The following is a 21,348-nucleotide window of genomic DNA, read 5'->3' as shown; positions in this document are numbered from 1 at the left end:
TCATGGGTATTGATCTTCCGCTGATCTGGGCCGTGATCATCATCTTCGGCATCATGATGTACGTGGTCATGGACGGCTTCGACCTGGGGATAGGGATTCTTTTCCCGTTCATCAAGGGCAAGACCGACCGTGACGTGATGATGAACACCGTCGCCCCGGTCTGGGACGGCAACGAAACCTGGCTGGTATTGGGCGGCGCGGCCTTGTTCGGCGCCTTCCCGCTAGCCTATTCGGTGGTGCTCTCGGCGTTGTACCTGCCGCTGATTTTCATGCTGATCGGGTTGATTTTCCGCGGCGTGGCTTTCGAGTTCCGCTTCAAGGCCAAGGACGCCAAGCGCCACCTCTGGGACAAGGCGTTCATTGGCGGTTCGATCGCCGCAACCTTCTTTCAGGGCGTGGCGTTGGGGGCGTTCATCGATGGGCTGCCAGTGGTCAACCGTCAGTTCGCCGGTGGCTCACTGGACTGGCTGACGCCGTTCACGATGTTCTGCGGTGCGGCGTTGGTGGTGGCTTACGCGCTGCTCGGCTGCACCTGGCTGATCATGAAGACCGAAGGCAAGCTGCAGGAACAGATGCATGACCTGGCGCGGCCATTGTCCTTCGTGTTGCTGGCGGTGATTGGCATCGTCAGCATCTGGACGCCGTTGGCCCATGCCGAGATCGCCGCACGCTGGTTCACCCTGCCGAATTTGTTCTGGTTCCTGCCGGTGCCGATTCTGGTGCTGGTGACCCTGTACGGTTTGATTCGCGCGGTGGCCCGCAACGCGCATTACACGCCATTCCTGCTGACCCTGGTGCTGATCTTCCTCGGCTACAGCGGCCTGGGTATCAGCCTGTGGCCGAACATCGTGCCGCCGTCGATCTCGATCTGGGACGCTGCCGCGCCGCCGCAAAGCCAGGGCTTCATGCTGGTGGGTACGCTGTTCATCATCCCGTTCATCCTGGGTTACACCTTCTGGAGCTACTACGTGTTCCGCGGCAAGGTCACCCATGAAGATGGTTACCACTAGCGACTACGGCGCAGGATTGATACCTGCGCCGTTGCAGAGGAGAAAGCGATGATGGCTGGCAAACCTGATTTGCAGGAAATCGAAGCCGCCGAGAAAAAGCCGCTATGGCAGCGACTCGGCTGGCTGGCGATGATCTGGACCGGCAGCGTCGTGGCACTGTTCATCGTGGCCAGCCTGATGCGCATGTTCATGAACGCCGCGGGCCTGAGCACCCACTGAAATTCCCATCCCGTTGCCTTGCGGCACGGATTTACAACCCTCCCGCGATGGAGGGTTTTTTGTGCGCGGTTATTTGCGGGCTTTGAGAATCACGAACTTGGGGGTGGCTGCTACTTGCTCGACGCCGCGGAACAACCGCGCAAGCTTGCTGTGATAGCCCAGATGACGGTTGCCGACGATGTACAGCGCGCCGCCTACCACCAGCGCTTCGCGCGCCTGCTGGAACATCCGCCAGGCCAGGAAATCACCGACTACTTGCTGTTGGTGAAACGGTGGATTGCACAGCACCACGTCCAGGGATTGGGGTTCCTGGCCAGCCAACCCATCGCCGGCCCGCACAATCACGTCACGATCACCCAGTGCCGCGCGCCAGTTTTCAGCGGCCGATTGCACGGCCATGAATGACTCGTCCACCAGGGTGTATTGGGCCTCGGGGTTTTGCAGGGCACTGGCGATCGCCAGCACGCCGTTGCCACACCCCAGATCGGCGACACGCGCTGCGCCGAGGTTCTTCGGCAAGTGCGGCAAAAAGGCCCGTGTGCCGATATCCAGTCCTTCGCGGCAGAACACATTCGCGTGATTGAGCAGTTCGATTGCAGGCTCGTCGAGTCGATAGCGGGTCGGGTATGCAGAGATCGCGCAGGCTTTGACTTCGGGCGTGGCGATCAGCAGTCGAGCCTTCTTCACGGCCAGCGAGGCTTGCACCGGGCCGATGTAGCGCTCCAGCAGATCGCCAGCGGCGCGTGGCAGATGCTTCACCATCGCGGCCGCAACCACTTGAGCGCCGGGAGCCAATTGACCCTGTAGCCGAATCAGTTGCTCTTCCAGCAAGGCCAGGGTTTTCGGTACCCGGATCAAGACCCGGTCAAACGGCCCGACGAACGCTTCGCTGGCAGGCACCTTCGACACCGCATCAAACGCCTGGCCGTTGCGTATCAGGTTTTTTTCCAGTCCCTGAAAGGCTAGAAACGAATCGCCGCTGCTGGTCACCCGGACCTTGCCCACCAGGCTGGCGGCCAATGCGCCGAAGCTGTCGTTGAGCACCAGCACTCGGATATCGGCTGTCGGTTGTTGTCCGGCCAGATGATTGAGCAGGTATTCGTCTGCGGCATCAAACGCTTGCAGCGGTTCGTTCTGCTGTTCTGGCTGGCGGATCAGGTCGAGTCGAGCGAAGGGGGTTTCGAGCAGAGGCATGAGGCAGGGGGCTCTGGGTAGTCAACGAAGGATAATCAAGCGGGGGCCCGTCGCTCAGGGGCGTTGTAGCGGGCGGATCCATCCGAGTGGGCTGCGTCGTGGGATTTCCCACGTCATCACTCAGGATGGATCGCAGATGGTACGTTTTTTTGTTCTGGATTACTTGCAGGGATTACCGGATTCGAACAGTTTTAGATAACGCCTTCCCTTGCTGCTCTGATCACCGCCGCAATCTTGTTGTTGACGCCGAATTTGCGGATGGTGTTTTGTAAATGGAACCGTACCGTGCTTTCACTCAGGTTGAGGATGGTCGCGATCTCCCATGCCGTCTTGCCGTTGGCTGAATATTTCAGCACTTCAATTTCTCGGGATGATAAATGCACGGTGTCCGGATTCAGCGAGGAGGCAGGCAGGTCTTTCACGGCAAGCCCGTGCAGGTGCCGGCTGATGAACATCGCGTAGCCCAGATTTTCATACATATCATGCGTAGTAATCGGGCAGTGGCTTCTGGCCAGGCTTAGCATGCTGCAAAGTCCGTTCTTATCATGAACGGATTGGGACCAGCCATAGTGCAAACCTTGCTTTTTTTGTGTTTGCCACAGCGCTGGTGTCTTTGAGAAGACTTCCTCCTGCCAAAGAATCGGCATTTCGGAGCGATTGCAGTGGGCTAGTATTGGATCGATCTCACTGAAATGTTCTTGTTCATATTGGGTGTTCCATTCGCTAGAGTAGTTATTCAAATTGATCTTATGATGGGGGATCCCTCGTGTTCGGGGTATTACTGAAAATGCGCAGAAATTAAAGCCCAGGTTTTTAACGAGATTGAGAGAAATCTCGTACGCGGTCTCTAAATTCTGGGCGTAAGAAAGCTGCATTAGCTGTGATTCCTTCCACGCTTTCATCTGGTAACTCCGTGCGGCTTCCTTGGGGGTGCGGATTGGATCCTGGATCCAGCACGTTACAGATTGTAAGAGAATTCCTATATGTATGCTGAATTTTTTTCGTTCTTGAAGACGCTTGCAACTGCATAACCGGTTCTTGGCTTTATTACTACGGACTAACAGACTCAATGCCAGATGTAATCATTTTTATTGTTGTGCTGTTTGGTTTGTGGCCTAAAAGACATTACAAATCACCGGTGTTTATGCTGCTTGCTTTGCGGGACACTGGGGTTATCTGTTGAATGGAGCGCCCCATGACTGCCAGTGCGGAAAAATTCACTCGCCAGACCTTGCTTGAGGTCCAGCCATTGACCCCAAACCTGTTCACCCTGCGCACCACCAGGGACCCGGGCTTTCGTTTTCGCGGCGGGCAATTCGCCCGGCTGGGCGTGACCAAGGCAGACGGCAGTACGGTATGGCGGGCTTATTCCATGGTGTCTTCGCCCTATGACGAGTTCCTTGAGTTCTTCTCCATTGTTGTGCCGGGAGGGGAATTCACCAGTGAGCTGAGCCGCCTGGAAGTCGGCGATACACTGCTGGTCGACCGACAGGCCTTTGGTTATCTGACGCTGGATCGCTTCGTTGATGGCCGTGACCTCTGGTTGTTATCCACAGGTACGGGCCTGGCGCCGTTCCTGTCGATCCTGCAGGACTTCGAGGTTTGGGAAAGATTCGAACGCATCATCCTGGTCTACAGCGTGCGCGAAGCGCGGGAGTTGGCGTACCAGGAACTGATAACGGGGCTGGCACAGCGTGACTATCTGGCCGAGTACGCGCACAAGCTGCAGCTCATAACGACCGTCACCCGTGAACAGCATCCGGGGGCCTTGAATGGGCGGATCACGAGGCTCATGGAAAGTGGTGAGCTGGAACGGACGGCCGGTGTAGCGCTGACGGCCGAGCAGTCGCGGGTGATGCTCTGCGGTAATCCACAGATGATCGATGACATGCGCCAGCTATTGAAACAACGGGACATGCACTTGAGCCTCAGTCGACGACCTGGCCAAGTGGCAGTGGAAAACTACTGGTAAACAAACGGCGCCGAGGCGCCGTTTCTGGGGCAATCGGTCATCAGGGCCGATTGTTCTGAGCCTTGAGCAGATCGCGGATCTCGCTCAGCAGCTCTTCTTCCTTGGTCGGAACCGGCGGCAGGGTTGGCGCAACGGCTTCTTCGCGTTTCAGTCGGTTGATGGCCTTGACGCCCATGAAGATCGCGAAGGCGACAATGATGAAGTCGATCATGCTCTGGATGAACTTACCGTAGGCCAGCATCACTGCCGGGACATCGCCGTTGGCGGCCTTGAGCGTAATGGCCAGGTCACTGAAGTCTACCCCACCGATCAGCAAGCCAATGGGCGGCATCACCACGTCGCCGACAAACGACGTAACGATTTTGCCGAAGGCGGCACCGATGATGATACCGACGGCCATGTCGACCACATTACCTTTGACCGCGAAGGCCTTGAACTCACTTATCACGCCCATAGGTTATTCCCTTGTTACAGATGAGGTTGGTGAACGCAGTGTAAATCAGCAAGGCGGCTCCTGCTCGAAACACCTTCTTACAATGCTTGCCCTTATCGACCCGCCTTCTGGCAATAAGTTTACAAAGTGCCACCAATCGCGCGCGTTTACCCGCTCTAGGCCGGGCTTTCCAGAACCTTTTCGCTATCGGCCCGGTACGGGATTTCTATTTATGTTTTGGCCTTCGGGTCACTAGCCTCTGTGGTGCGCACCTGGATGCGCCTTATAAAATCAGAGGAAACATCCATGACAACTCCCCTTGGCCTCGGGGCTTTTCCCCTCCGTCGTACCCTTGGCGTTCTGACCGCCAGCCTGCTGTCCTTCTCCGTCAACGCCGCGACGTTGACCCGCGATAACGGTGCCGCCGTCGGCGACAACCAGAACTCGCAAACCGCCGGCGCGACCGGGCCGGTGCTGTTGCAAGACGTACAATTGATCCAGAAACTCCAGCGTTTCGACCGTGAACGCATTCCCGAACGCGTGGTGCATGCCCGCGGTACTGGCGCCCATGGCACGTTCACCGTGACCGACGACCTCAGTGACCTGACCAAGGCCAAGGTATTCGCCGGCGGCCAGAGCACGCCGGTATTCGTGCGTTTCTCTGCGGTGGTGCACGGCAATCATTCGCCGGAAACCTTGCGTGACCCGCGTGGTTTCGCCACCAAGTTCTACACCGCAGACGGCAACTGGGACCTGGTCGGCAACAATTTCCCGACTTTCTTCATTCGCGACGCCATCAAGTTTCCAGATATGGTCCACGCCTTCAAGCCGGACCCGCGCACCAACCTTGACGACGACTCCCGCCGTTTCGACTTCTTCTCCCATGTTCCTGAAGCCACTCGCACCTTGACCGAGTTGTATTCCAACTCCGGCACGCCGGCCAGTTATCGGGAGATGGACGGCAATGGTGTACATGCCTACAAGTTGGTTAACGCCAAAGGTGAAGTTAACTATGTAAAGTTTCACTGGAAAAGTTTGCAGGGGATAAAAAATCTCGACCCCAAAGAAGTTGCCGGTGTTCAAGGTAAAGATTACAGTCATATGACTAATGACTTGGTCGCTCACATTAACAAGGGTGACTTTCCGAAGTGGGACTTGTACGTCCAGGTTCTAAAACCTCAAGATTTGTCCAAGTTTGATTTCGATCCATTGGACGCCACCAAAATCTGGCCCGGTGTTCCTGAACGAAAAGTTGGACAAATGGTGTTGAACCGTAATCCGGCGAATGTTTTTCAGGAAACCGAACAAGTGGCCATGGCGCCAGCCAATTTAGTTCCGGGTATCGAACCTTCTGAAGATCGCTTGTTGCAGGGACGAGTGTTCTCGTATGCCGATACCCAACTGTATCGTCTGGGGGCCAATGCTCTGCAACTGCCAATCAACGCCCCCAAAATTACCGTGAACAACGGTAATCAGGATGGCGCAATGAACACTGGCGCCAGCAGCACGGGCGTGAATTACCAGCCAAGTCGTTTGCTGCCCCGTGAAGAGCCGCAAACCGCGCGTTACAGCCAGTCGACCCTGTCGGGCAGCACGCAGCAGGCGAAGATTCAGCGTGAGCAGAACTTCAAGCAGGCCGGCGATCTGTATCGTTCGTTCAACCAGAAGGAACGTCTGGATCTGATCGACAGCTTCGGCGGCTCCCTGGCCACCACCGATGACGAGAGCAAGCACATCATCCTGTCCTTTCTCTATAAGGCCGACCCGGAATACGGGACAGGGGTGACCAAGGTGGCCAAGGGTGATCTGGCCCGAGTCAAGGCACTGGCAGCCAAACTGGTCGATTGATCTATCTGTCTGAAGCGGGGCCTCACGCGAGGTCCCGTCTGATCAAGGAGCGTTGCCATGCGTATTTATCTGTCTGTGTTTCTGGCGTGCTGGTTAGTCAGTGTGCTCGCCGGACCCGGCACGCAAGTCTCGCAGGACCCCGAGGCGCTGAAAACCCAATTACAGGATTACTACTTCGATGCTGCTCGACGCGGTGATGTGCCGATGCTCGAGACCTTCATCGAGGCCGGCTATTCCCTCGATACCCGCGACAGCAAGGGTTACACCGCACTGATTCTGGCGGCCTATCATGGCCAGAGTGCCGCCGTGGAGCGTTTGCTCGCCGCCGGCGCGGACGCCTGCGCTCAGGATCAACGCGGCAACACGGCGCTGATGGGCGCGATTTTCAAAGGCGAAGTGCAGATCGCCAGAACCTTGCTGTCCACCCATTGCAGCCCCGACCAACGTAATGGTGCAGGACAAACTGCCGCGATGTACGCCGGCTTGTTCAAGCGCGTCGAGTTGCTCGACGCGCTCAAGGCCAAAGGCGCGGACATGAACGCTCAAGATCCACTGGGTAACAGTGCCGCGCGTCTGGCCAGCGGTGAAATCCACACGGCGGCGCCGCGCTGATCCGTGCCAGCTGAGCTATCATCGCGGTTTTTGCCGGGAGTTCAGATGGCCAAGGCCAAGCGCATGTACGGCTGCACCGAGTGCGGTTCAACCTTCCCCAAGTGGGCCGGCCAGTGCGGCGAATGCGGGGCCTGGAACACGCTGACCGAAACCATGGTGGAGAGTGGCGGCGCCTCAGCCCCCAGTGGTCGCACCGGTTGGACCGGCCAGCAGGCACAGATCAAGACCCTGGCCGAAGTCAGCGTCGAAGAGATTCCGCGTTTCTCCACAGCGTCCAGTGAGCTCGATCGCGTACTGGGCGGCGGCCTGGTGGATGGCTCGGTGGTGTTGATCGGTGGTGATCCCGGCATCGGCAAGTCGACCATTCTGTTGCAAACCTTGTGCAACCTCGCCAAGAGCATGCCGGCGCTGTATGTCACCGGCGAAGAGTCTCAGCAGCAAGTGGCCATGCGCGCCCGGCGGCTCGGCTTGCCTCAGGATCAACTGCGGGTGATGACCGAAACCTGCATCGAAACCATCATCGCCACCGCCCGGCAGGAAAAGCCCAAGGTGATGGTGATCGACTCGATTCAGACGATCTTCACCGAACAACTGCAATCGGCACCCGGGGGCGTTTCCCAGGTGCGCGAAAGTGCGGCGTTGCTGGTGCGTTACGCCAAACAAAGCGGCACGGCGATTTTCCTCGTGGGCCATGTCACCAAAGAAGGCGCGTTGGCCGGCCCCCGAGTGCTGGAGCACATGGTCGATACCGTTCTGTATTTCGAAGGCGAATCCGATGGGCGCCTGCGTCTGCTGCGGGCGGTGAAAAACCGTTTCGGCGCGGTGAATGAATTGGGCGTGTTCGGCATGACCGACAAGGGCCTGAAAGAAGTCTCCAACCCTTCGGCAATTTTTCTCACCCGTGCTCAGGAAGAAGTCCCGGGCAGTGTGGTCATGGCCACGTGGGAAGGCACCCGGCCGATGTTGGTGGAAGTTCAGGCATTGGTGGATGACAGCCATTTGGCCAACCCGCGCCGGGTAACGCTGGGGCTGGATCAAAATCGATTGGCGATGTTGCTGGCGGTGCTGCACCGCCATGGCGGCATTCCGACTCACGATCAGGACGTGTTCCTCAACGTGGTCGGCGGCGTGAAGGTTCTGGAAACAGCGTCCGACCTGGCCTTGATGGCGGCGGTCATGTCCAGTTTGCGCAACCGGCCACTGCCCCATGATCTGCTGGTGTTTGGTGAAGTCGGGTTGTCGGGTGAAGTGCGCCCGGTACCGAGTGGCCAGGAGCGCTTGAAAGAGGCGGCCAAGCACGGCTTCAAGCGCGCCATCGTGCCCAAGGGCAACGCGCCGAAGGAGGCGCCGCCGGGGTTGCAGATTATCGCCGTGACGCGCCTGGAACAGGCGCTCGATGCGTTGTTCGAATAGCTGCAAGCAACACACAATCCTGTGGGAGCCGGGCTTGCCCGCGATAGCGGTTTGTCCGTCGACATTTGTGGTGGGACTAAAATAGCCATCGCGGGCAAGCCCGGCTCCCACTGGGTATTGCGGCGTTTTCAGATTTCGATGAGTGCGCCCAGTTCGCGCTCCAGCTCTTGCGGATCGCCCAGGTTGAACTCGATCAAACGCCGCAGGCGCTCAATCGATTCCAGACTTATGTGTTTGCAGACAAACCCGAGCTGCCCCTGATCTTCATGGGTCAGCTCCATATCCATTTTGATCTCGATGTCATTGCTCAGATGAATGTCGACCGAGAACGCCTGCTGCCGATTTCCCAGCCATGGCTCGGGCCGCTCGATCAACAACCCTTTGAGCGACAGGTCGATCAGCTTCACCGGCCAGATGAATTCTCCTTGGCTCAGCTCGGATCGAGCATCGAACGCAATACGTTTGAAGCGGCGGCGATCAGCAAGGTGTTCACTCATGGTGCAATCCTCTGAATGTCCGCTGACTATAGACCCGCATTGTTAAAGCCTGCCAGCAAGACAGGGTCTAGACCAACGTTGGGGGTGGTCTTTGAGGCCAGTAGCGCTAAACTCGAGACGGCTGTCTTTCTTGTCCACTCTGGCTGGAATCATAAAATGAAAAATAACAATAGCCTGCTACGCCACTTACCTTGGCTGCTGCTGGCAATCCTGGGAGCGTGCGCCCTGGGCGTAGTGGCATTGCGCCGAGGCGAGGCGATCAACGCCTTGTGGATCGTGGTCGCCGCCGTGGCCATTTATCTGGTCGCTTACCGCTACTACAGCCTGTTCATCGCTAACAATGTGATGCAACTCGATCCGCGTCGGGCTACACCCGCCGTGCTCAACAATGACGGTCTGGACTATGTGCCGACCAACAAACACATTCTTTTCGGTCACCACTTCGCGGCCATCGCTGGCGCGGGGCCGCTGGTCGGTCCGGTATTGGCGGCGCAGATGGGCTACCTGCCCGGCACGCTGTGGCTGATTGCCGGCGTGGTGCTGGCCGGTGCGGTTCAGGACTTCATGGTGCTGTTCATGTCCACCCGCCGCAATGGTCGTTCCCTGGGCGACATGGTCCGTGAAGAAATGGGCCGCATCCCCGGAACCATCGCGCTGTTTGGCTGCTTCCTGATCATGATCATCATCCTCGCGGTGCTGGCGCTGATCGTGGTCAAAGCCCTGGCCGAAAGCCCGTGGGGTATTTTCACGGTGATGGCGACCATCCCGATCGCGATGTTCATGGGCATCTACATGCGCTACATCCGTCCGGGCCGCATCGGTGAAATTTCGGTGATCGGCGTGGCGTTGCTGCTGGGTTCGATCTGGCTGGGCGGGCAGATTGCTGCTGACCCGGTGTGGGCCAAAGCATTCAGCTTCACCGGGGTCCAGATCACCTGGATGCTGATCGGCTACGGTTTTGTGGCAGCAGTGTTGCCGGTGTGGCTGATTCTGGCACCGCGTGACTACCTGTCCACTTTCCTGAAAATCGGCACCATCGTCGCGCTGGCGATCGGCATTCTGATCACCATGCCCGAGCTGAAAATGCCGGCATTGACCCAGTTCATCGACGGCACCGGGCCGGTGTGGAAGGGCGGCCTGTTCCCGTTCCTGTTCATCACCATTGCCTGTGGCGCAGTGTCCGGTTTCCACGCGCTGATCTCCTCCGGCACCACACCGAAACTGCTGGATAACGAGGTTAACGCCCGTTACATCGGTTATGGCGGCATGTTGATGGAATCCTTCGTCGCGATCATGGCCATGGTGGCCGCTTCGGTGATCGAGCCGGGCGTGTACTTCGCCATGAACAGCCCGCCAGCGGTCGTCGGCGGAGATGTGGTGGCGGTGGCACAAGCTGTCAGCGGCTGGGGTTTCGCGATTACCCCGGAAGCACTGCAAGCGGTGGCCAAAGACATCGGAGAAACCACCATCCTGGCCCGTGCCGGCGGTGCGCCGACCTTGGCGGTCGGTATCGCGCAGATCCTGCACAGTGTTCTGCCGGGTGAAAACACCATGGCGTTCTGGTACCACTTCGCAATCCTGTTCGAAGCGCTGTTTATCCTGACCGCGGTCGACGCTGGCACCCGTGCCGGACGCTTCATGCTGCAGGATTTGCTCGGCTCCTTCGTTCCGGCGCTCAAACGCACCGAGTCCTGGACCGCCAACCTGATCGCCACCGCCGGTTGCGTGGCGATGTGGGGCTGGTTGCTGTATCAGGGCGTGATCGATCCGCTGGGCGGGATCAACACCTTGTGGCCGCTGTTCGGTATCTCCAACCAGATGCTGGCCGGTATCGCGCTGATGCTCGGCACTGTCGTGCTGATCAAAATGAAACGCCAACGCTACGTCTGGGTGACCATGCTGCCGGCGCTTTGGCTGCTGATCTGTACCACCACCGCCGGCTTCATCAAGCTGTTCGATGCCAACCCGGCAATCGGCTTCCTGGCGCTGGCCAAGAAGTACAGCGATGCGTTGGCCAACGGGCAGGTCCTGGCCCCGGCCAAGAGCATCGAGCAGATGCAGCATGTGATCTTCAACGCCTACACCAACGCAACGCTGACCGCGCTGTTCCTGTTCGTGGTGTTCAGCATCCTGTTCTATGCGCTCAAGGTCGGTATCGCCGCCTGGGGCAAAAAAGAACGTACGGATAAAGAAGCGCCATTCCAGGCTCAGCCGGATGCGTAATCGAGGAGTGCAGCATGTTCAATGACCTGAGTCGCCTGGGTAAATACCTCGGTCAGGCCGCGCGCCTGATGGTCGGTATGCCCGACTACGACAACTACGTCGAGCATATGCAAACCAAACACCCGGACAAGCCGGTGATGAGCTACGAGATGTTCTTTCGCGAACGTCAGGAGGCTCGTTACGGTGGCAAGGGTGGACCGAAGTGCTGTTGACCCGACAGCCTGGCTGATGCAATCCCTGTGGGAGCGGGCTTGCCCGCGATGACGGACTATCAGTCAGCATTATTGTTGAATGGTAAGTCGCTATCGCGGGCAAGCCCGCTCCCACATGTGTTTTGTGTAGTTTCTTAACTTTGTGAAACAGGAGAACCCGTTTGTCCTCTCCCATTCCAGTAACAATCCTCAGTGGCTTTCTCGGCGCGGGAAAAACCACGCTGCTGCGCCACCTGCTCAAAGCCGAGCACGGCCTGAAAATCGCCGTGATCGAAAACGAATTCAGTGATGCCGGCATCGACACCCAACTGTTGGGCGATGAGCCGGTACAAGTGATGACGCTGTCCAACGGCTGCGTTTGCTGCACCATCCATACCGATTTGACCAAAGCGCTGTACCTGCTGCTGGAGCGCCTGGACAGCGGCGAAATCGCCTTCGATCGTCTGGTGATCGAATGCACCGGTCTGGCCGACCCGGCGCCAGTGGCGCAGACCTTCTTCATTGACGAAGAATTGCGCGAGCGATACATCCTCGACGGCATCATTACCCTGGTGGACGCAGCCCACGCCGACGCTCACCTGACCCAGACCATCGCCCAGGCGCAGATCGGTTTCGCTGACCGCTTGCTGGTGAGCAAACGCGATCTGGTGGACGAGCCGACCTTCACCGCCCTCAGCGAGCGCCTGACCCGCATCAATCGCCGCGCGCCTATTCGTGTGGTCGATCACGGCAAGATCGACCTGGCCGAACTGCTCGATGTACGCGGCTTCAACCTCAATGCTGACCTCGGTGGTGGCGTGAGCTTGCGCCCGGTGAGCAAGGCACCGTCCATCGACCGCATTTCCAGCCTGGTGCTGCGCACCGATAAACCGCTGGATATCGACAAGCTCAGTGAGTTCATGAACGAACTGCTGGAAGACCATGGCAAGCAACTGCTGCGTTACAAAGGTGTTTTGAACATTCTTGGTGAGCCGCGACGCATGGTGTTTCAGGGCGTGCTGAAGTTGTACGGTTTCGACTGGGATACCGAATGGGCGGACGACGACACGCGCGAAAGTGTGATCGTGTTCATTGCCGATGAGTTGCCGGAAGAGAAGATTCGTGAGGGGTTTGCCCGGGTCGCGGCAGAGTAAGCCCCGACATTTTCAGCGAGCCTGATGCCGCCATCGCGAGCAGGCTCGCTCCCACAGGGGGATGCATTTCAAATGTGGGAGCGAGCCTGCTCGCGATGGCGATCTAACCGGCAACACGATTTTGGCTGACTACCGATCCAGAGTTCAGCAATACCTCCTCAAGATGATCCAGGTGCTGGTTCATCAATGTTTCGGCCATCACAACATCCCCACGCTCCACTGCATCGACAATCTCCGTGTGCTCGTGCCACGTGCAATAACCGCCTACCTGAGCAATCGCCAACGAAGTCAGCGGCACCAGGCTGCCGAGAAAATGCGCCAACGGTGCGTTCCCCGCCATTTCGGCCAGTTGCAGATGAAACTCCCCTGACAATCGAATGGCCGGGCCACGCGCTGTGCATTGGCGTTCACTGTCGATCAAGGCGCGCAGGCGTTTCAGGTCCTGTGGGCGAGGTTGCTGGCAGGCCAGTCGAACCAGCGTGATTTCGGTCAGTCGTCGGGCATGCAGCGTCTGCCGAGTCTGCTCGACATCGGGCGCGGCGACTCGGGGACGATGATTGGTCCGAAGGATAATGATCTGCTGATGGGACAACTGCGTCAGTACGCCACGAATGTCACTGCGTCGAGCGCTGAACATCTGCGTCAGGCTGTCTTCGGTAAAACGACTGGCTGCATGGATGCGCTGTTCGAGAATGGCGTCGAAGATCCGTGAATAGAGATCATCCGCTGGCGGTTTCCCGGTGTCCGTTCGGGAGAAGGGCAGGGCAGTGAATATCTGTGGTGAGGCGAAGCTGTTCATGGCCTGTCTCCAGTTCGAAGAGGGGGTCAACTGCCGAGGTGGTCGTCCGGGATGTTCAATTCGATGCCCATCCGTTGGCCTTCCCGAAGGATGTGCCGACGCATCTCGGCGCTGGCCTGGGCGCTGTTCTTGCTGCGAATGGCACGCACCACGGCTTCGTTTTCTTCAAGGCGTTCCGCCAGGTGCTCAGGCGAATTGCGCAGCACATCGGCGCTTTGCTTGAGGGCATTACTGGTTTGCTGCACCACGCTCTGGAAAATCGGGTTCGAGGTCAGCGTGAACAACTCTTCGTGGAACGCGATGTAGGCGTTCACACCGGCCTCGCTGTCGCTGGCCTCCAGCGCTTCGCGCATGTCCATCAGGGTCAGGCGCAGTTGCCCGACTTCCTTGCTGCTGATCGACTGCGCTACCAGGCCGACAATGAATGGCTCGAGGGTGTAGCGCAGTTGCAGCACGTCTTCCAGGCTCGCGCCGGCGACCGCGCTGTCGTGGCTTTGGCTGTCGTTGAGATTGGCTTCCAGCACCACCACGCCTTTGCCCGGCATGGAGCGCACCAGCCCGAGGGTTTCCAGCACGATCACCGCTTCACGCAGGCTCGGGCGGCTGATGCCAAGTTGTTCGGCCAGCTCACGTTGCCCTGGCAGCATCTCGCCGGAACGCCACTGACCACGGGCCAGAGCGGCCCGAAGTTTTTCTACGACTGAATTGACGACGGTTGACGTGGTGATCACTGTTCGCTCCATGAGCATCCAAAACGATTGATGACCGTGCCTGCTCGTGGGCAGGCACGGCGATTATTCAGAATTCCTGCTGATGCGCAGGGCCGACAGGTTTTCTCGGCTGGAAGGTATAACCCACCTGGCCAGAAAGTACTTTGTTCGCCCGTTGAATATCGATGTCCTTTTCCCAGCGCGCGATGGCCACGGTGGCGACGCAGTTGCCGATCAGGTTGGTCAGCGCCCGGCCGATGCCCATGAACCAGTCCACTGCCAACACCAGCACCAGGCCGACCACCGGAATTGCCGGGATCGCCGTCAGTGTCGCCGCCAGAATCACCAGCGCCGAGCCGGGAATCCCGTGGGCACCTTTGGAGGTGATCAACGACACCAGCAGAATCGTCAGCAGATCGGTCATGGCCAGCGGCGTGCCGGTGGCATTGGCGATGAACACGATGGCGAGGGTGAGGTAGATCGAGAAACCGTCCAGGTTGAACGAGTAACCGGTCGGAATCACCAGCCCGACTGTCGAACTGCCGATGCCCAGATGCTCAAGCTTGCGCATGATTTGTGGCAGCACGGCGTCGGAGGAGGCGGTGCCCATGACAATCAGCAGTTCTTCGCGCAGGTACTTGAGCAACGGCCACATCTTCAGGCCCGAAAGGCGCATCACCAAGCCGAGAATCAATGACACAAACGCGAAACAGGTCAGGTAAAACAGGCCAACCAGGCTACCCAGGTGCTGCAGCGAATCCAGGCCATATTTGCTGGTGGTGAAAGCGATGGCGCCGAACACGCCGATCGGCGCCAGACGCACGATCATGCCCATGATGCGGAAGATCACGTGGCTCAGCTCATTGATCAGCCGGGAAATACCCGACGCTGCTTCGCCCACCAGGTTCAACGCACTGCCGAACAACACCGAAAACAGCAGGACTTGCAGAATGTTGTTTTCCGCGAAGGCGCCGATTACCGAGGTCGGGATCAGGTTCATCAGGAACTGGGAGGTGGTTTGCATGTGCTGACCGCGCTGGGCGATGTCGCCCATGTCGGCGGCGGAGAGCTGCTCCAGATGAATGTTCGCGCCGCTGCCGATGCCGGTAGTGAAGGCGAACACCAGACCGATCACCAGCGCGATGGTGGTCAGTATTTCGAAGTAGATCACCGATTTCAGGCCGATACGACCGACCTTCTTCAGGTCACCGGCACCGCTGATGCCGCTGACCACCACGCAGAACACGATCAGACCAATGAGCATCTTGATCAGTTTGATGAAACCGTCGCCCAGCGGTTTGAGTTGGGCGGAGTATTCGGGAAGGGCCAGCCCGCAGACGATGCCGAGCACCAGTCCGAGAACCACTTGAAGGAAGATTGAACGCGAGCACCATCTGAGCATGGGAGGAATCCTGGTCGGTGTCCTGGCTGCCGTGCGCGAGGCGCATCAGATTCAGGACTTAATTATTGTGGTCTTACCGGTATGTCCAGTGCAGGCGCAGTCTAGGCGCTGTTTTTGGGTGATCGCAAGCATATTTTGAATAATTGGCATGACCGGTCTTACCAGTTGGGCGCAATGCCCCGACCTTGAGCCTTTTCATTATTTGAAAAAAACGCGGACGAAAAAAAACCGGCCATCACTGGCCGGTTTTTTCATTGCTACGGTTTAGCGGTGCAATCAAGCGCCGTATACCGGCAGCTTTTTGCAGATGGCCTTGACCTTCTCACGAACGGCGTCGATCACCGCTTCGTTGTTCAGGTCAGCCAGGATGTCGCAGATCCAGCCGGCCAGCTCTTTGCACTCGGCTTCCTTGAAGCCGCGAGTGGTCACTGCCGGCGTACCGAAACGCAGACCGGAGGTGACGAACGGGGAGCGTGGATCGTTCGGTACCGAGTTCTTGTTCACGGTGATGAACGCTTTGCCCAGCGCGGCGTCGGCGTCTTTACCGGAGATTTCCTGCTTGATCAGCGACAGCAGAAACAGGTGGTTCTGAGTACCGCCCGACACCACGTCGAAACCGCGCTCGATGAATACGCCGGCCATGGCCTGGGCGTTTTTCACCACTTGTTGCTGGTAAGTCTTGAACTCAGGCTGCAGCGCTTCCTTGAAGCAGATCGCCTTGGCAGCGATTACGTGCTCCAGCGGGCCACCCTGGGCGCCCGGGAATACTGCGGAGTTCAGCTTCTTCTCGATGTCGGCGTTGGCGCGAGCCAGGATCAGACCGCCACGTGGACCACGCAGGGTCTTGTGGGTGGTGGTGGTCACGACGTCAGCGAAAGGAACCGGGTTCGGGTAGACGCCAGCGGCGACCAGACCGGCCACGTGGGCCATGTCGACGAACAGGTAGGCGCCAACCTTGTCGGCGATTTCACGGAAACGCGGGAAATCCAGAATCTGCGAGTAGGCAGAGAAACCGGCCACGATCATTTTCGGCTTGTGCTCGACCGCCAGACGCTCGACTTCGTCGTAGTCGATCAGGCCGTTGGCGTCGATACCGTACTGAACGGCGTTGTACAGCTTGCCGGAGGACGAAACGCTGGCACCGTGGGTCAGGTGACCGCCGTGGGCCAGGCTCATACCCAGAATGGTGTCGCCTGCTTGCAGCAGGGCCAGGTAAACGGCGCTGTTGGCTTGCGAACCGGCGTGGGGCTGAACGTTGGCGTAATCGGCGCCGAACAGTTCTTTGGCACGGTCGATGGCCAGTTGCTCAACCACGTCGACGAACTCGCAACCACCGTAGTAGCGCTTGCCCGGGTAGCCTTCGGCGTACTTGTTGGTCAATACCGAGCCTTGAGCTTCCATTACCGCAGGGCTGGTGTAGTTTTCCGAAGCGATCAGCTCAATGTGTTCTTCCTGGCGCTGAGCTTCTTGCTCCATGGCGGCAAAAAGGTCGGCGTCGAACTTGGCAATAGTCAAATCACGGCTGAACATGGCGGTCCTCAAGGATCGGGGCAGAAAAGGGGGGCATTCTAACCCAATGGGTTTTAGATGGCATATGAAAGGACATCATGTCGCAGACAAGTGGGCTTCATGACGGGATCAGCGGTGATCGTGCGGGCCTCATCGCGGGCAAGCCCGCTCCCACAGTGATCTTCAGTGGTCACAAATCTTGGATTCACCCAAAAAACTGTGGGAGCGGGCTTGCCCGCGATGAGGCCAGCAGCCTCACCACATAGCTTCAGTCAAACATGAACAACGCATCATTGCTGAACTGCGCCTCAAACCGACTCGCCGGCATCGGACGTCCAAACAGATACCCCTGAACCTCATCGCAACCATGCTCACGCAGGAAGTCGAGCTGCTCGTGGGTTTCCACACCCTCGGCGATCACCGCCAGATTGAGGCTGTGAGCCATGGCGATGATCGCCCGGGCAATCTGCGCATCCTGTTCGCCCGAGGGCAGGCCGTCGACGAAAGTACGGTCGATTTTAAGCACGTCGATCGGGAATTGCTTGAGGTAGTTGAGCGATGAATAACCGGTGCCGAAGTCGTCGACCGCGATACTCAAGCCGAGGTTTTTCAACCCGGCGAGGATCTGCATCGCCTCGCTGACTTCACGCATCAGAATACTTTCGGTCAGTTCCAGCTCCAGGCACGCCGGCGGCAGGCCGGTTTCCTTGAGAATCGTGGCGATCCGCGTGCCGAGCTGCCCGTCGGAGAACTGCCGGGCCGAAATATTCACCGAAACCTTCGGTACCCGCACCTTGGCCTGGTGCCAGGTCTTGAGCTGACGGCAGGCTTCGCTGATCACCCAGTCGCCGACATCCACTACCAGGCCGAGTTCTTCGAGCACCGGAATGAAATCCCCCGGCGGCACCAGACCGCGTCGCGGGTGGCGCCAGCGCAGCAGGGCTTCGGCGCCGGTCAGGCGTTTGCCGTCGCCGCTGAATTGCGGTTGGTAATACAGCACGAATTCGTTTTGCTCCAGGGCATGGCGCAAGTCGCTTTCCAGCTCCAGGCGCTCCAGGGCACTGGCGTTCATGTCCGCCTGATAGAACTGGAAGTTGTTTTTGCCACGCTCCTTGGCGTGGTACATCGCAGTGTCGGCGTTTTTCATCAGCTGACTGAGTTCGCTGCCGTCCTGAGGGCTCAGGGCAATACCGATACTGGCAGTGACAAAAAACTCGCGGCCTTCCAGCACGAACGGTTTCACCAGGCTGGCGAGGATCTGTTCGGCCACATGAATCGCCCGGTTCAGGGCGATCTCGCGGTTGACCCGCGGTTGCAGAAGCAACGTGAACTCATCGCCGCCCATGCGCGCCACGGTGTCGTCATCGTCGACGCAACCCAGCAGGCGCGTGGCCATTTCCTTGAGCATACGGTCGCCGGCGGCGTGGCCCAGGGAGTCGTTGATCGGCTTGAAGCGGTCCAGGTCGAGGAACATCAGCACCACCCAGGACTTCTGTCGTTCGGCCGATTGCAGCGCGGTGTGCAGGCGATCCTGGAACAGCGTGCGGTTGGGCAGGTGGGTCAGGGCATCGTAATAGGCGAGGCGGTGAATTCGTTGTTCACTGGCCTTGCGTTCGCTGATGTCGCTGAAGAAACACACGTAACTGGCCAGGTCGCCTTCGTCGTCGAGCACCGCCGTAATCCCGACCCAGGCCGGGTAATGCTCACCATTGCGGCGCTTGAGCCAGACTTCGCCTTCCCAGGTGCTGTGCTGATGCAATTGCTTGAGCACATAGCGCAGATGAGCTTCCTGCTGCTCGTCGACGGTGAGCATGTTCGGCAACTGATCGAGGACCTGGGACACCGCATAGCCGCTGACGCGACTGAAGGCCTCGTTGGCCTGGACGATGTAGCCGGCCGGGTCAGTGATCAGAATCGCCGAGGTCGAGTGCTCGAATACCGTGGCTGCCATGCGCAGGTCTTTCTCGGCCCGGCGTTGCTGGCTGATGTCGCGACCGACCCCGAGCACGCCTTCGAAGGCACCGTGTTCGTCCCAGACCAGCACCAGACGCAACTCGATGGGAATCTTGCGTCCGTCGGCCCGCAGGCAGTCGAACAAAAACAGTTGGGTCTGCACCTGACTGCGCAGCAGTGCCAGTTGATCGGGTTTATCCAGCGCTTTGCTGACCCGGTCCATCAGGCTGTAGATGCCGCTCAGTTGTTGCGGGTTTGCGATGGTCGATTGCCAGCCGTTCTGGAATATCCAGTCGGCGTCGAAGCCCAGCACGGCTTGCACCGAAGGGCTAACGTAATTGAGCGCCATCTTGCTGTCGGTGGAGAAAATCACGTCGCTGATGCTTTCGGCGAGCATCCGGTAACGCTGCTCGCTATCGCGCAGAGACTCGCTGGCTTCGATCTGTTCGGTGATGTCCTTGGCCACGCCGATGATGCGTGTGACCTGGTCGTGCTTGTCTCGCGCCAAGGCCTGTTCGCGTATATCGAAACGCCGCCATTTGCCGTTGCGATGACGGAAACGCAGCTGGCACTGCAGCAATTGGGTGTAACCGGCTTGACGCTGGGATTGGCGTGAACGGTGGTAATAGTCGGCATCTTCGGGGTGCAAGAGGATTTCCCAGAAGTACTCGCCCATCTGGTGCAGCTCGGTGCGGTTGTAACCCAGCGTCTGCCCCAGATGGTGGTTGCTGAAGATCATCCGCGGGCTGATCACATCCTGCACATACAGGTGATCCGGCACGGTGCGCACCACGTCGGACCAGAACCCTTCACGCTCCAGCAGCGACAGTTCGATGAGCTTACGGCTAGTGATGTCGCTGATGCTCAGGATCACCGCTCTATAGTCGGCCTGATCTTCTGGCAGGCGCAACACCAGCCATAGGTGCTGGTCGCGGCGATCGGCGTCCTGGAATTTGATTTCCAGCTCAAGCTGTTTCTGCTGGTGGAGCACTGCGTCGAGCACTTGATTGCCGATGGCCGTGCAGTCCAGCGGACAGCCGTCGATCAGCAGTTTCCAGGCCTGATCGCAAGAATTGACGTTGAGCAGTTGCAGGGCAACCTGATTGACCTCGGTGATGCGCAGTTCCTGCAGCAGTTGCTGGCGTTGCTCCGGTGTGTCGAGCCAGGCCTTCAACTGCTCGCTGCTGTTGAGTTGAGCCTTGTCGAAAATACTTTTAAGCCCGGACAGGTCGAGCACGCATAACGCAACGCCGGTGCCTTCGAAAATGTCCTGATAGCGTCGGCGGCCTTCGTGCAGCTGGCGTTGACGGCGACGAATGTTCAGCAGCGCGATGAACGGTAGCAGAGAGAAGGCCAGGCCCAGCAGGCATTTGCCGATAAACGCCGGCAGCAGTTGCTCGAGCACCTGTTGCCGGTCGAACAGCCCGCGCAGTTGCCAGTCGCTGCTGCTCAGAGGAACGGTCAGCACGCTGTTGGCCAGTTCATCGGGTGTCAACACCGTCGGCTTGGCCGAGGGCAGGGCATCCTCACGGCTGATGATTTGATGATTGATGCGGTTCTCCACCAGCCACAGGGGGCGAATGCCGGTGTCGCCCTGTTTGGTCAGTGAAGCGAAAAACGTTGGCGTCAGGCGCAGGGCCCAATAGCCGCGGGAACTGCCGCTGGCCTGATGCAGGAGCAGGTGCACCACCGAGCCGTCGTCAGCATTGCTGAAATAGTGGGCCTGGGCGCGGCTGCGCTGGACCAGTTCGCTCAGGTAGCTGGCGTCCGGGCTGTCGACGGCGCTGTCGCTGAGAATCTTTCCGGAGGGGCTGAGCAGCGCCAGGCTGCGCAGGTCGGGCAGCGATTGTTGCAGTTTGAGCAGCAACGCCTGCTGTTCGTCGGCGCTTTGCGGTTGTTCGATGAACGGTAGCAAATTAAGGGCGATCTGGGCATTGAGCGCCATGTTCAGGCTGACTTGCGAAGCCAGATCGGCGGTGTAGTCGATGGTGTACTGGCGCTGGTTTTTCTGGGTTTCGCGAAGCTGATCCAGGAGCTGCCAGAACAGGAGGGTGAGCAGCAACAGCACGAGGGTCGCCAGCGCGCCCTTCAATGTTCCGCGCAGGGGGGAGCCGCTCGCAGAATCAAGTGCGCTAACGAACGGTGTCGGAGTGACATTGGACAAACTGTAATCCTGCGGTTTGGCTGGACTGGCGCGACGTGCACTATA

Annotated in this window: 18 protein-coding genes; 9 read left to right on the top strand and 9 right to left on the bottom strand. The window is 58.7% G+C overall.

The features are described from left to right. Nucleotides 1-2 precede the first annotated feature (2 nt). Nucleotides 3-1,010 (top strand): cytochrome d ubiquinol oxidase subunit II, encoded by a 1,008-nt coding sequence (cydB, locus tag AACY49_RS17130; RefSeq protein WP_258698979.1) that lies wholly within the window; start codon nt 3-5, stop codon nt 1,008-1,010. 51 nt (nt 1,011-1,061) lie between these two features. Further along, nucleotides 1,062-1,229: a DUF2474 domain-containing protein gene (locus AACY49_RS17125; RefSeq protein WP_052967973.1), complete on the top strand. Its 168-nt coding sequence runs from the start codon at nt 1,062-1,064 to the stop codon at nt 1,227-1,229. A 69-nt stretch (nt 1,230-1,298) separates the two neighbouring features. Here AACY49_RS17125 and AACY49_RS17120 read toward each other — a convergent pair whose 3' ends face one another. Both AACY49_RS17120 and AACY49_RS17115 read right to left on the bottom strand, forming a co-directional pair. Next, entirely contained in the window at nt 1,299-2,423 is a 1,125-nt protein-coding gene (locus tag AACY49_RS17120; RefSeq protein ID WP_258698980.1) for a methyltransferase, read from the bottom strand. A gap of 191 nt (nt 2,424-2,614) precedes the next feature. Beyond that, nucleotides 2,615-3,325, bottom strand: coding sequence for an autoinducer binding domain-containing protein (locus tag AACY49_RS17115; protein ID WP_258698981.1), 711 nt, complete (start codon nt 3,323-3,325; stop codon nt 2,615-2,617). A 293-nt stretch (nt 3,326-3,618) separates the two neighbouring features. Between AACY49_RS17115 and AACY49_RS17110 the strand changes: the two genes are divergently transcribed. Further along, nucleotides 3,619-4,395 carry a ferredoxin--NADP reductase gene (locus AACY49_RS17110; RefSeq protein WP_258698982.1) on the top strand — a complete coding sequence of 259 codons (777 nt, stop codon included), beginning with the start codon at nt 3,619-3,621 and terminating at the stop codon, nt 4,393-4,395. A 40-nt stretch (nt 4,396-4,435) separates the two neighbouring features. On the opposite strand, the gene mscL is transcribed toward AACY49_RS17110, so the two are convergent. Further along, nucleotides 4,436-4,849: a large-conductance mechanosensitive channel protein MscL gene (mscL, locus tag AACY49_RS17105; RefSeq protein WP_111454232.1), complete on the bottom strand. Its 414-nt coding sequence runs from the start codon at nt 4,847-4,849 to the stop codon at nt 4,436-4,438. A 285-nt stretch (nt 4,850-5,134) separates the two neighbouring features. Here mscL and katB point away from each other — a divergent pair, with 285 nt between their 5' ends. From katB to radA, 3 genes are read left to right on the top strand one after another with little or no spacing between them, the layout of a single operon-like run. After that, nucleotides 5,135-6,676, top strand: a complete 1,542-nt coding sequence (gene katB, locus AACY49_RS17100; protein ID WP_258698983.1) for a catalase KatB — start codon at nt 5,135-5,137, stop codon at nt 6,674-6,676. Between the two features lie 57 nt (nt 6,677-6,733). Then, the gene (locus AACY49_RS17095; protein ID WP_258698984.1) at nt 6,734-7,288 is read left to right on the top strand and encodes an ankyrin repeat domain-containing protein; all 555 of its coding nucleotides are present in this window, start codon (nt 6,734-6,736) and stop codon (nt 7,286-7,288) included. Between the two features lie 45 nt (nt 7,289-7,333). Further along, the gene (radA, locus tag AACY49_RS17090) at nt 7,334-8,701 is read left to right on the top strand and encodes a DNA repair protein RadA (RefSeq protein ID WP_258698985.1); all 1,368 of its coding nucleotides are present in this window, start codon (nt 7,334-7,336) and stop codon (nt 8,699-8,701) included. 128 nt (nt 8,702-8,829) lie between these two features. On the opposite strand, the gene AACY49_RS17085 is transcribed toward radA, so the two are convergent. Further along, nucleotides 8,830-9,198 carry a PilZ domain-containing protein gene (locus AACY49_RS17085; RefSeq protein WP_258698986.1) on the bottom strand — a complete coding sequence of 123 codons (369 nt, stop codon included), beginning with the start codon at nt 9,196-9,198 and terminating at the stop codon, nt 8,830-8,832. Nucleotides 9,199-9,354: 156 nt separating this feature from the next. Here AACY49_RS17085 and AACY49_RS17080 point away from each other — a divergent pair, with 156 nt between their 5' ends. The 3 genes from AACY49_RS17080 (at nt 9,355) to yjiA (ending at nt 12,766) form a co-directional block, all read left to right on the top strand. Continuing rightward, the gene (locus AACY49_RS17080) at nt 9,355-11,421 is read left to right on the top strand and encodes a carbon starvation CstA family protein (RefSeq protein WP_339525252.1); all 2,067 of its coding nucleotides are present in this window, start codon (nt 9,355-9,357) and stop codon (nt 11,419-11,421) included. Between the two features lie 14 nt (nt 11,422-11,435). Next, the gene (locus AACY49_RS17075; RefSeq protein ID WP_007895266.1) at nt 11,436-11,633 is read left to right on the top strand and encodes a YbdD/YjiX family protein; all 198 of its coding nucleotides are present in this window, start codon (nt 11,436-11,438) and stop codon (nt 11,631-11,633) included. Nucleotides 11,634-11,794: 161 nt separating this feature from the next. Beyond that, complete coding sequence (gene yjiA / locus AACY49_RS17070) at nt 11,795-12,766, top strand: GTPase (RefSeq protein WP_258698988.1); 972 nt, start codon at nt 11,795-11,797, stop codon at nt 12,764-12,766. 103 nt (nt 12,767-12,869) lie between these two features. Here the strand turns inward: yjiA and AACY49_RS17065 are convergent, their stop codons facing one another. From AACY49_RS17065 to AACY49_RS17045, 5 genes are all read right to left on the bottom strand, one after another. Then, the gene (locus tag AACY49_RS17065; protein ID WP_339525250.1) at nt 12,870-13,565 is read right to left on the bottom strand and encodes a GntR family transcriptional regulator; all 696 of its coding nucleotides are present in this window, start codon (nt 13,563-13,565) and stop codon (nt 12,870-12,872) included. 26 nt (nt 13,566-13,591) lie between these two features. After that, nucleotides 13,592-14,296: a FadR/GntR family transcriptional regulator gene (locus AACY49_RS17060; protein ID WP_339525248.1), complete on the bottom strand. Its 705-nt coding sequence runs from the start codon at nt 14,294-14,296 to the stop codon at nt 13,592-13,594. A 67-nt stretch (nt 14,297-14,363) separates the two neighbouring features. Beyond that, entirely contained in the window at nt 14,364-15,677 is a 1,314-nt protein-coding gene (locus tag AACY49_RS17055; RefSeq protein WP_339525246.1) for a C4-dicarboxylate transporter DctA, read from the bottom strand. 276 nt (nt 15,678-15,953) lie between these two features. Further along, nucleotides 15,954-17,207, bottom strand: a complete 1,254-nt coding sequence (gene glyA, locus AACY49_RS17050) for a serine hydroxymethyltransferase (protein WP_223485880.1) — start codon at nt 17,205-17,207, stop codon at nt 15,954-15,956. A gap of 247 nt (nt 17,208-17,454) precedes the next feature. Next, the gene (locus AACY49_RS17045) at nt 17,455-21,303 is read right to left on the bottom strand and encodes a sensor domain-containing protein (RefSeq protein ID WP_258698992.1); all 3,849 of its coding nucleotides are present in this window, start codon (nt 21,301-21,303) and stop codon (nt 17,455-17,457) included. Between the last annotated feature and the right edge of the window lie 45 nt (nt 21,304-21,348).

Source organism: Pseudomonas sp. EL_65y_Pfl2_R96 (assembly GCF_963970905.1).
In the GTDB taxonomy this organism is placed as follows: Bacteria; Pseudomonadota; Gammaproteobacteria; order Pseudomonadales; family Pseudomonadaceae; genus Aquipseudomonas.
Note: the sequence above shows the minus strand (reverse complement) of the source record. Positions and strands in the feature narration are given on the sequence as shown.

What these genes read in the sequence shown, in the direction of transcription:
- cydB (WP_258698979.1), top strand. Translation starts at nt 3, where the DNA reads ATGGGTATTGATCTTCCGCTGATCTGGGCCGTGATCATCATCTTCGGC.
- AACY49_RS17125 (WP_052967973.1), top strand. Translation starts at nt 1,062, where the DNA reads ATGGCTGGCAAACCTGATTTGCAGGAAATCGAAGCCGCCGAGAAAAAG.
- AACY49_RS17120 (WP_258698980.1), bottom strand. Translation starts at nt 2,423, where the DNA reads ATGCCTCTGCTCGAAACCCCCTTCGCTCGACTCGACCTGATCCGCCAG.
- AACY49_RS17115 (WP_258698981.1), bottom strand. Translation starts at nt 3,325, where the DNA reads ATGAAAGCGTGGAAGGAATCACAGCTAATGCAGCTTTCTTACGCCCAG.
- AACY49_RS17110 (WP_258698982.1), top strand. Translation starts at nt 3,619, where the DNA reads ATGACTGCCAGTGCGGAAAAATTCACTCGCCAGACCTTGCTTGAGGTC.
- mscL (WP_111454232.1), bottom strand. Translation starts at nt 4,849, where the DNA reads ATGGGCGTGATAAGTGAGTTCAAGGCCTTCGCGGTCAAAGGTAATGTG.
- katB (WP_258698983.1), top strand. Translation starts at nt 5,135, where the DNA reads ATGACAACTCCCCTTGGCCTCGGGGCTTTTCCCCTCCGTCGTACCCTT.
- AACY49_RS17095 (WP_258698984.1), top strand. Translation starts at nt 6,734, where the DNA reads ATGCGTATTTATCTGTCTGTGTTTCTGGCGTGCTGGTTAGTCAGTGTG.
- radA (WP_258698985.1), top strand. Translation starts at nt 7,334, where the DNA reads ATGGCCAAGGCCAAGCGCATGTACGGCTGCACCGAGTGCGGTTCAACC.
- AACY49_RS17085 (WP_258698986.1), bottom strand. Translation starts at nt 9,198, where the DNA reads ATGAGTGAACACCTTGCTGATCGCCGCCGCTTCAAACGTATTGCGTTC.
- AACY49_RS17080 (WP_339525252.1), top strand. Translation starts at nt 9,355, where the DNA reads ATGAAAAATAACAATAGCCTGCTACGCCACTTACCTTGGCTGCTGCTG.
- AACY49_RS17075 (WP_007895266.1), top strand. Translation starts at nt 11,436, where the DNA reads ATGTTCAATGACCTGAGTCGCCTGGGTAAATACCTCGGTCAGGCCGCG.
- AACY49_RS17065 (WP_339525250.1), bottom strand. Translation starts at nt 13,565, where the DNA reads ATGAACAGCTTCGCCTCACCACAGATATTCACTGCCCTGCCCTTCTCC.
- AACY49_RS17055 (WP_339525246.1), bottom strand. Translation starts at nt 15,677, where the DNA reads ATGCTCAGATGGTGCTCGCGTTCAATCTTCCTTCAAGTGGTTCTCGGA.
- glyA (WP_223485880.1), bottom strand. Translation starts at nt 17,207, where the DNA reads ATGTTCAGCCGTGATTTGACTATTGCCAAGTTCGACGCCGACCTTTTT.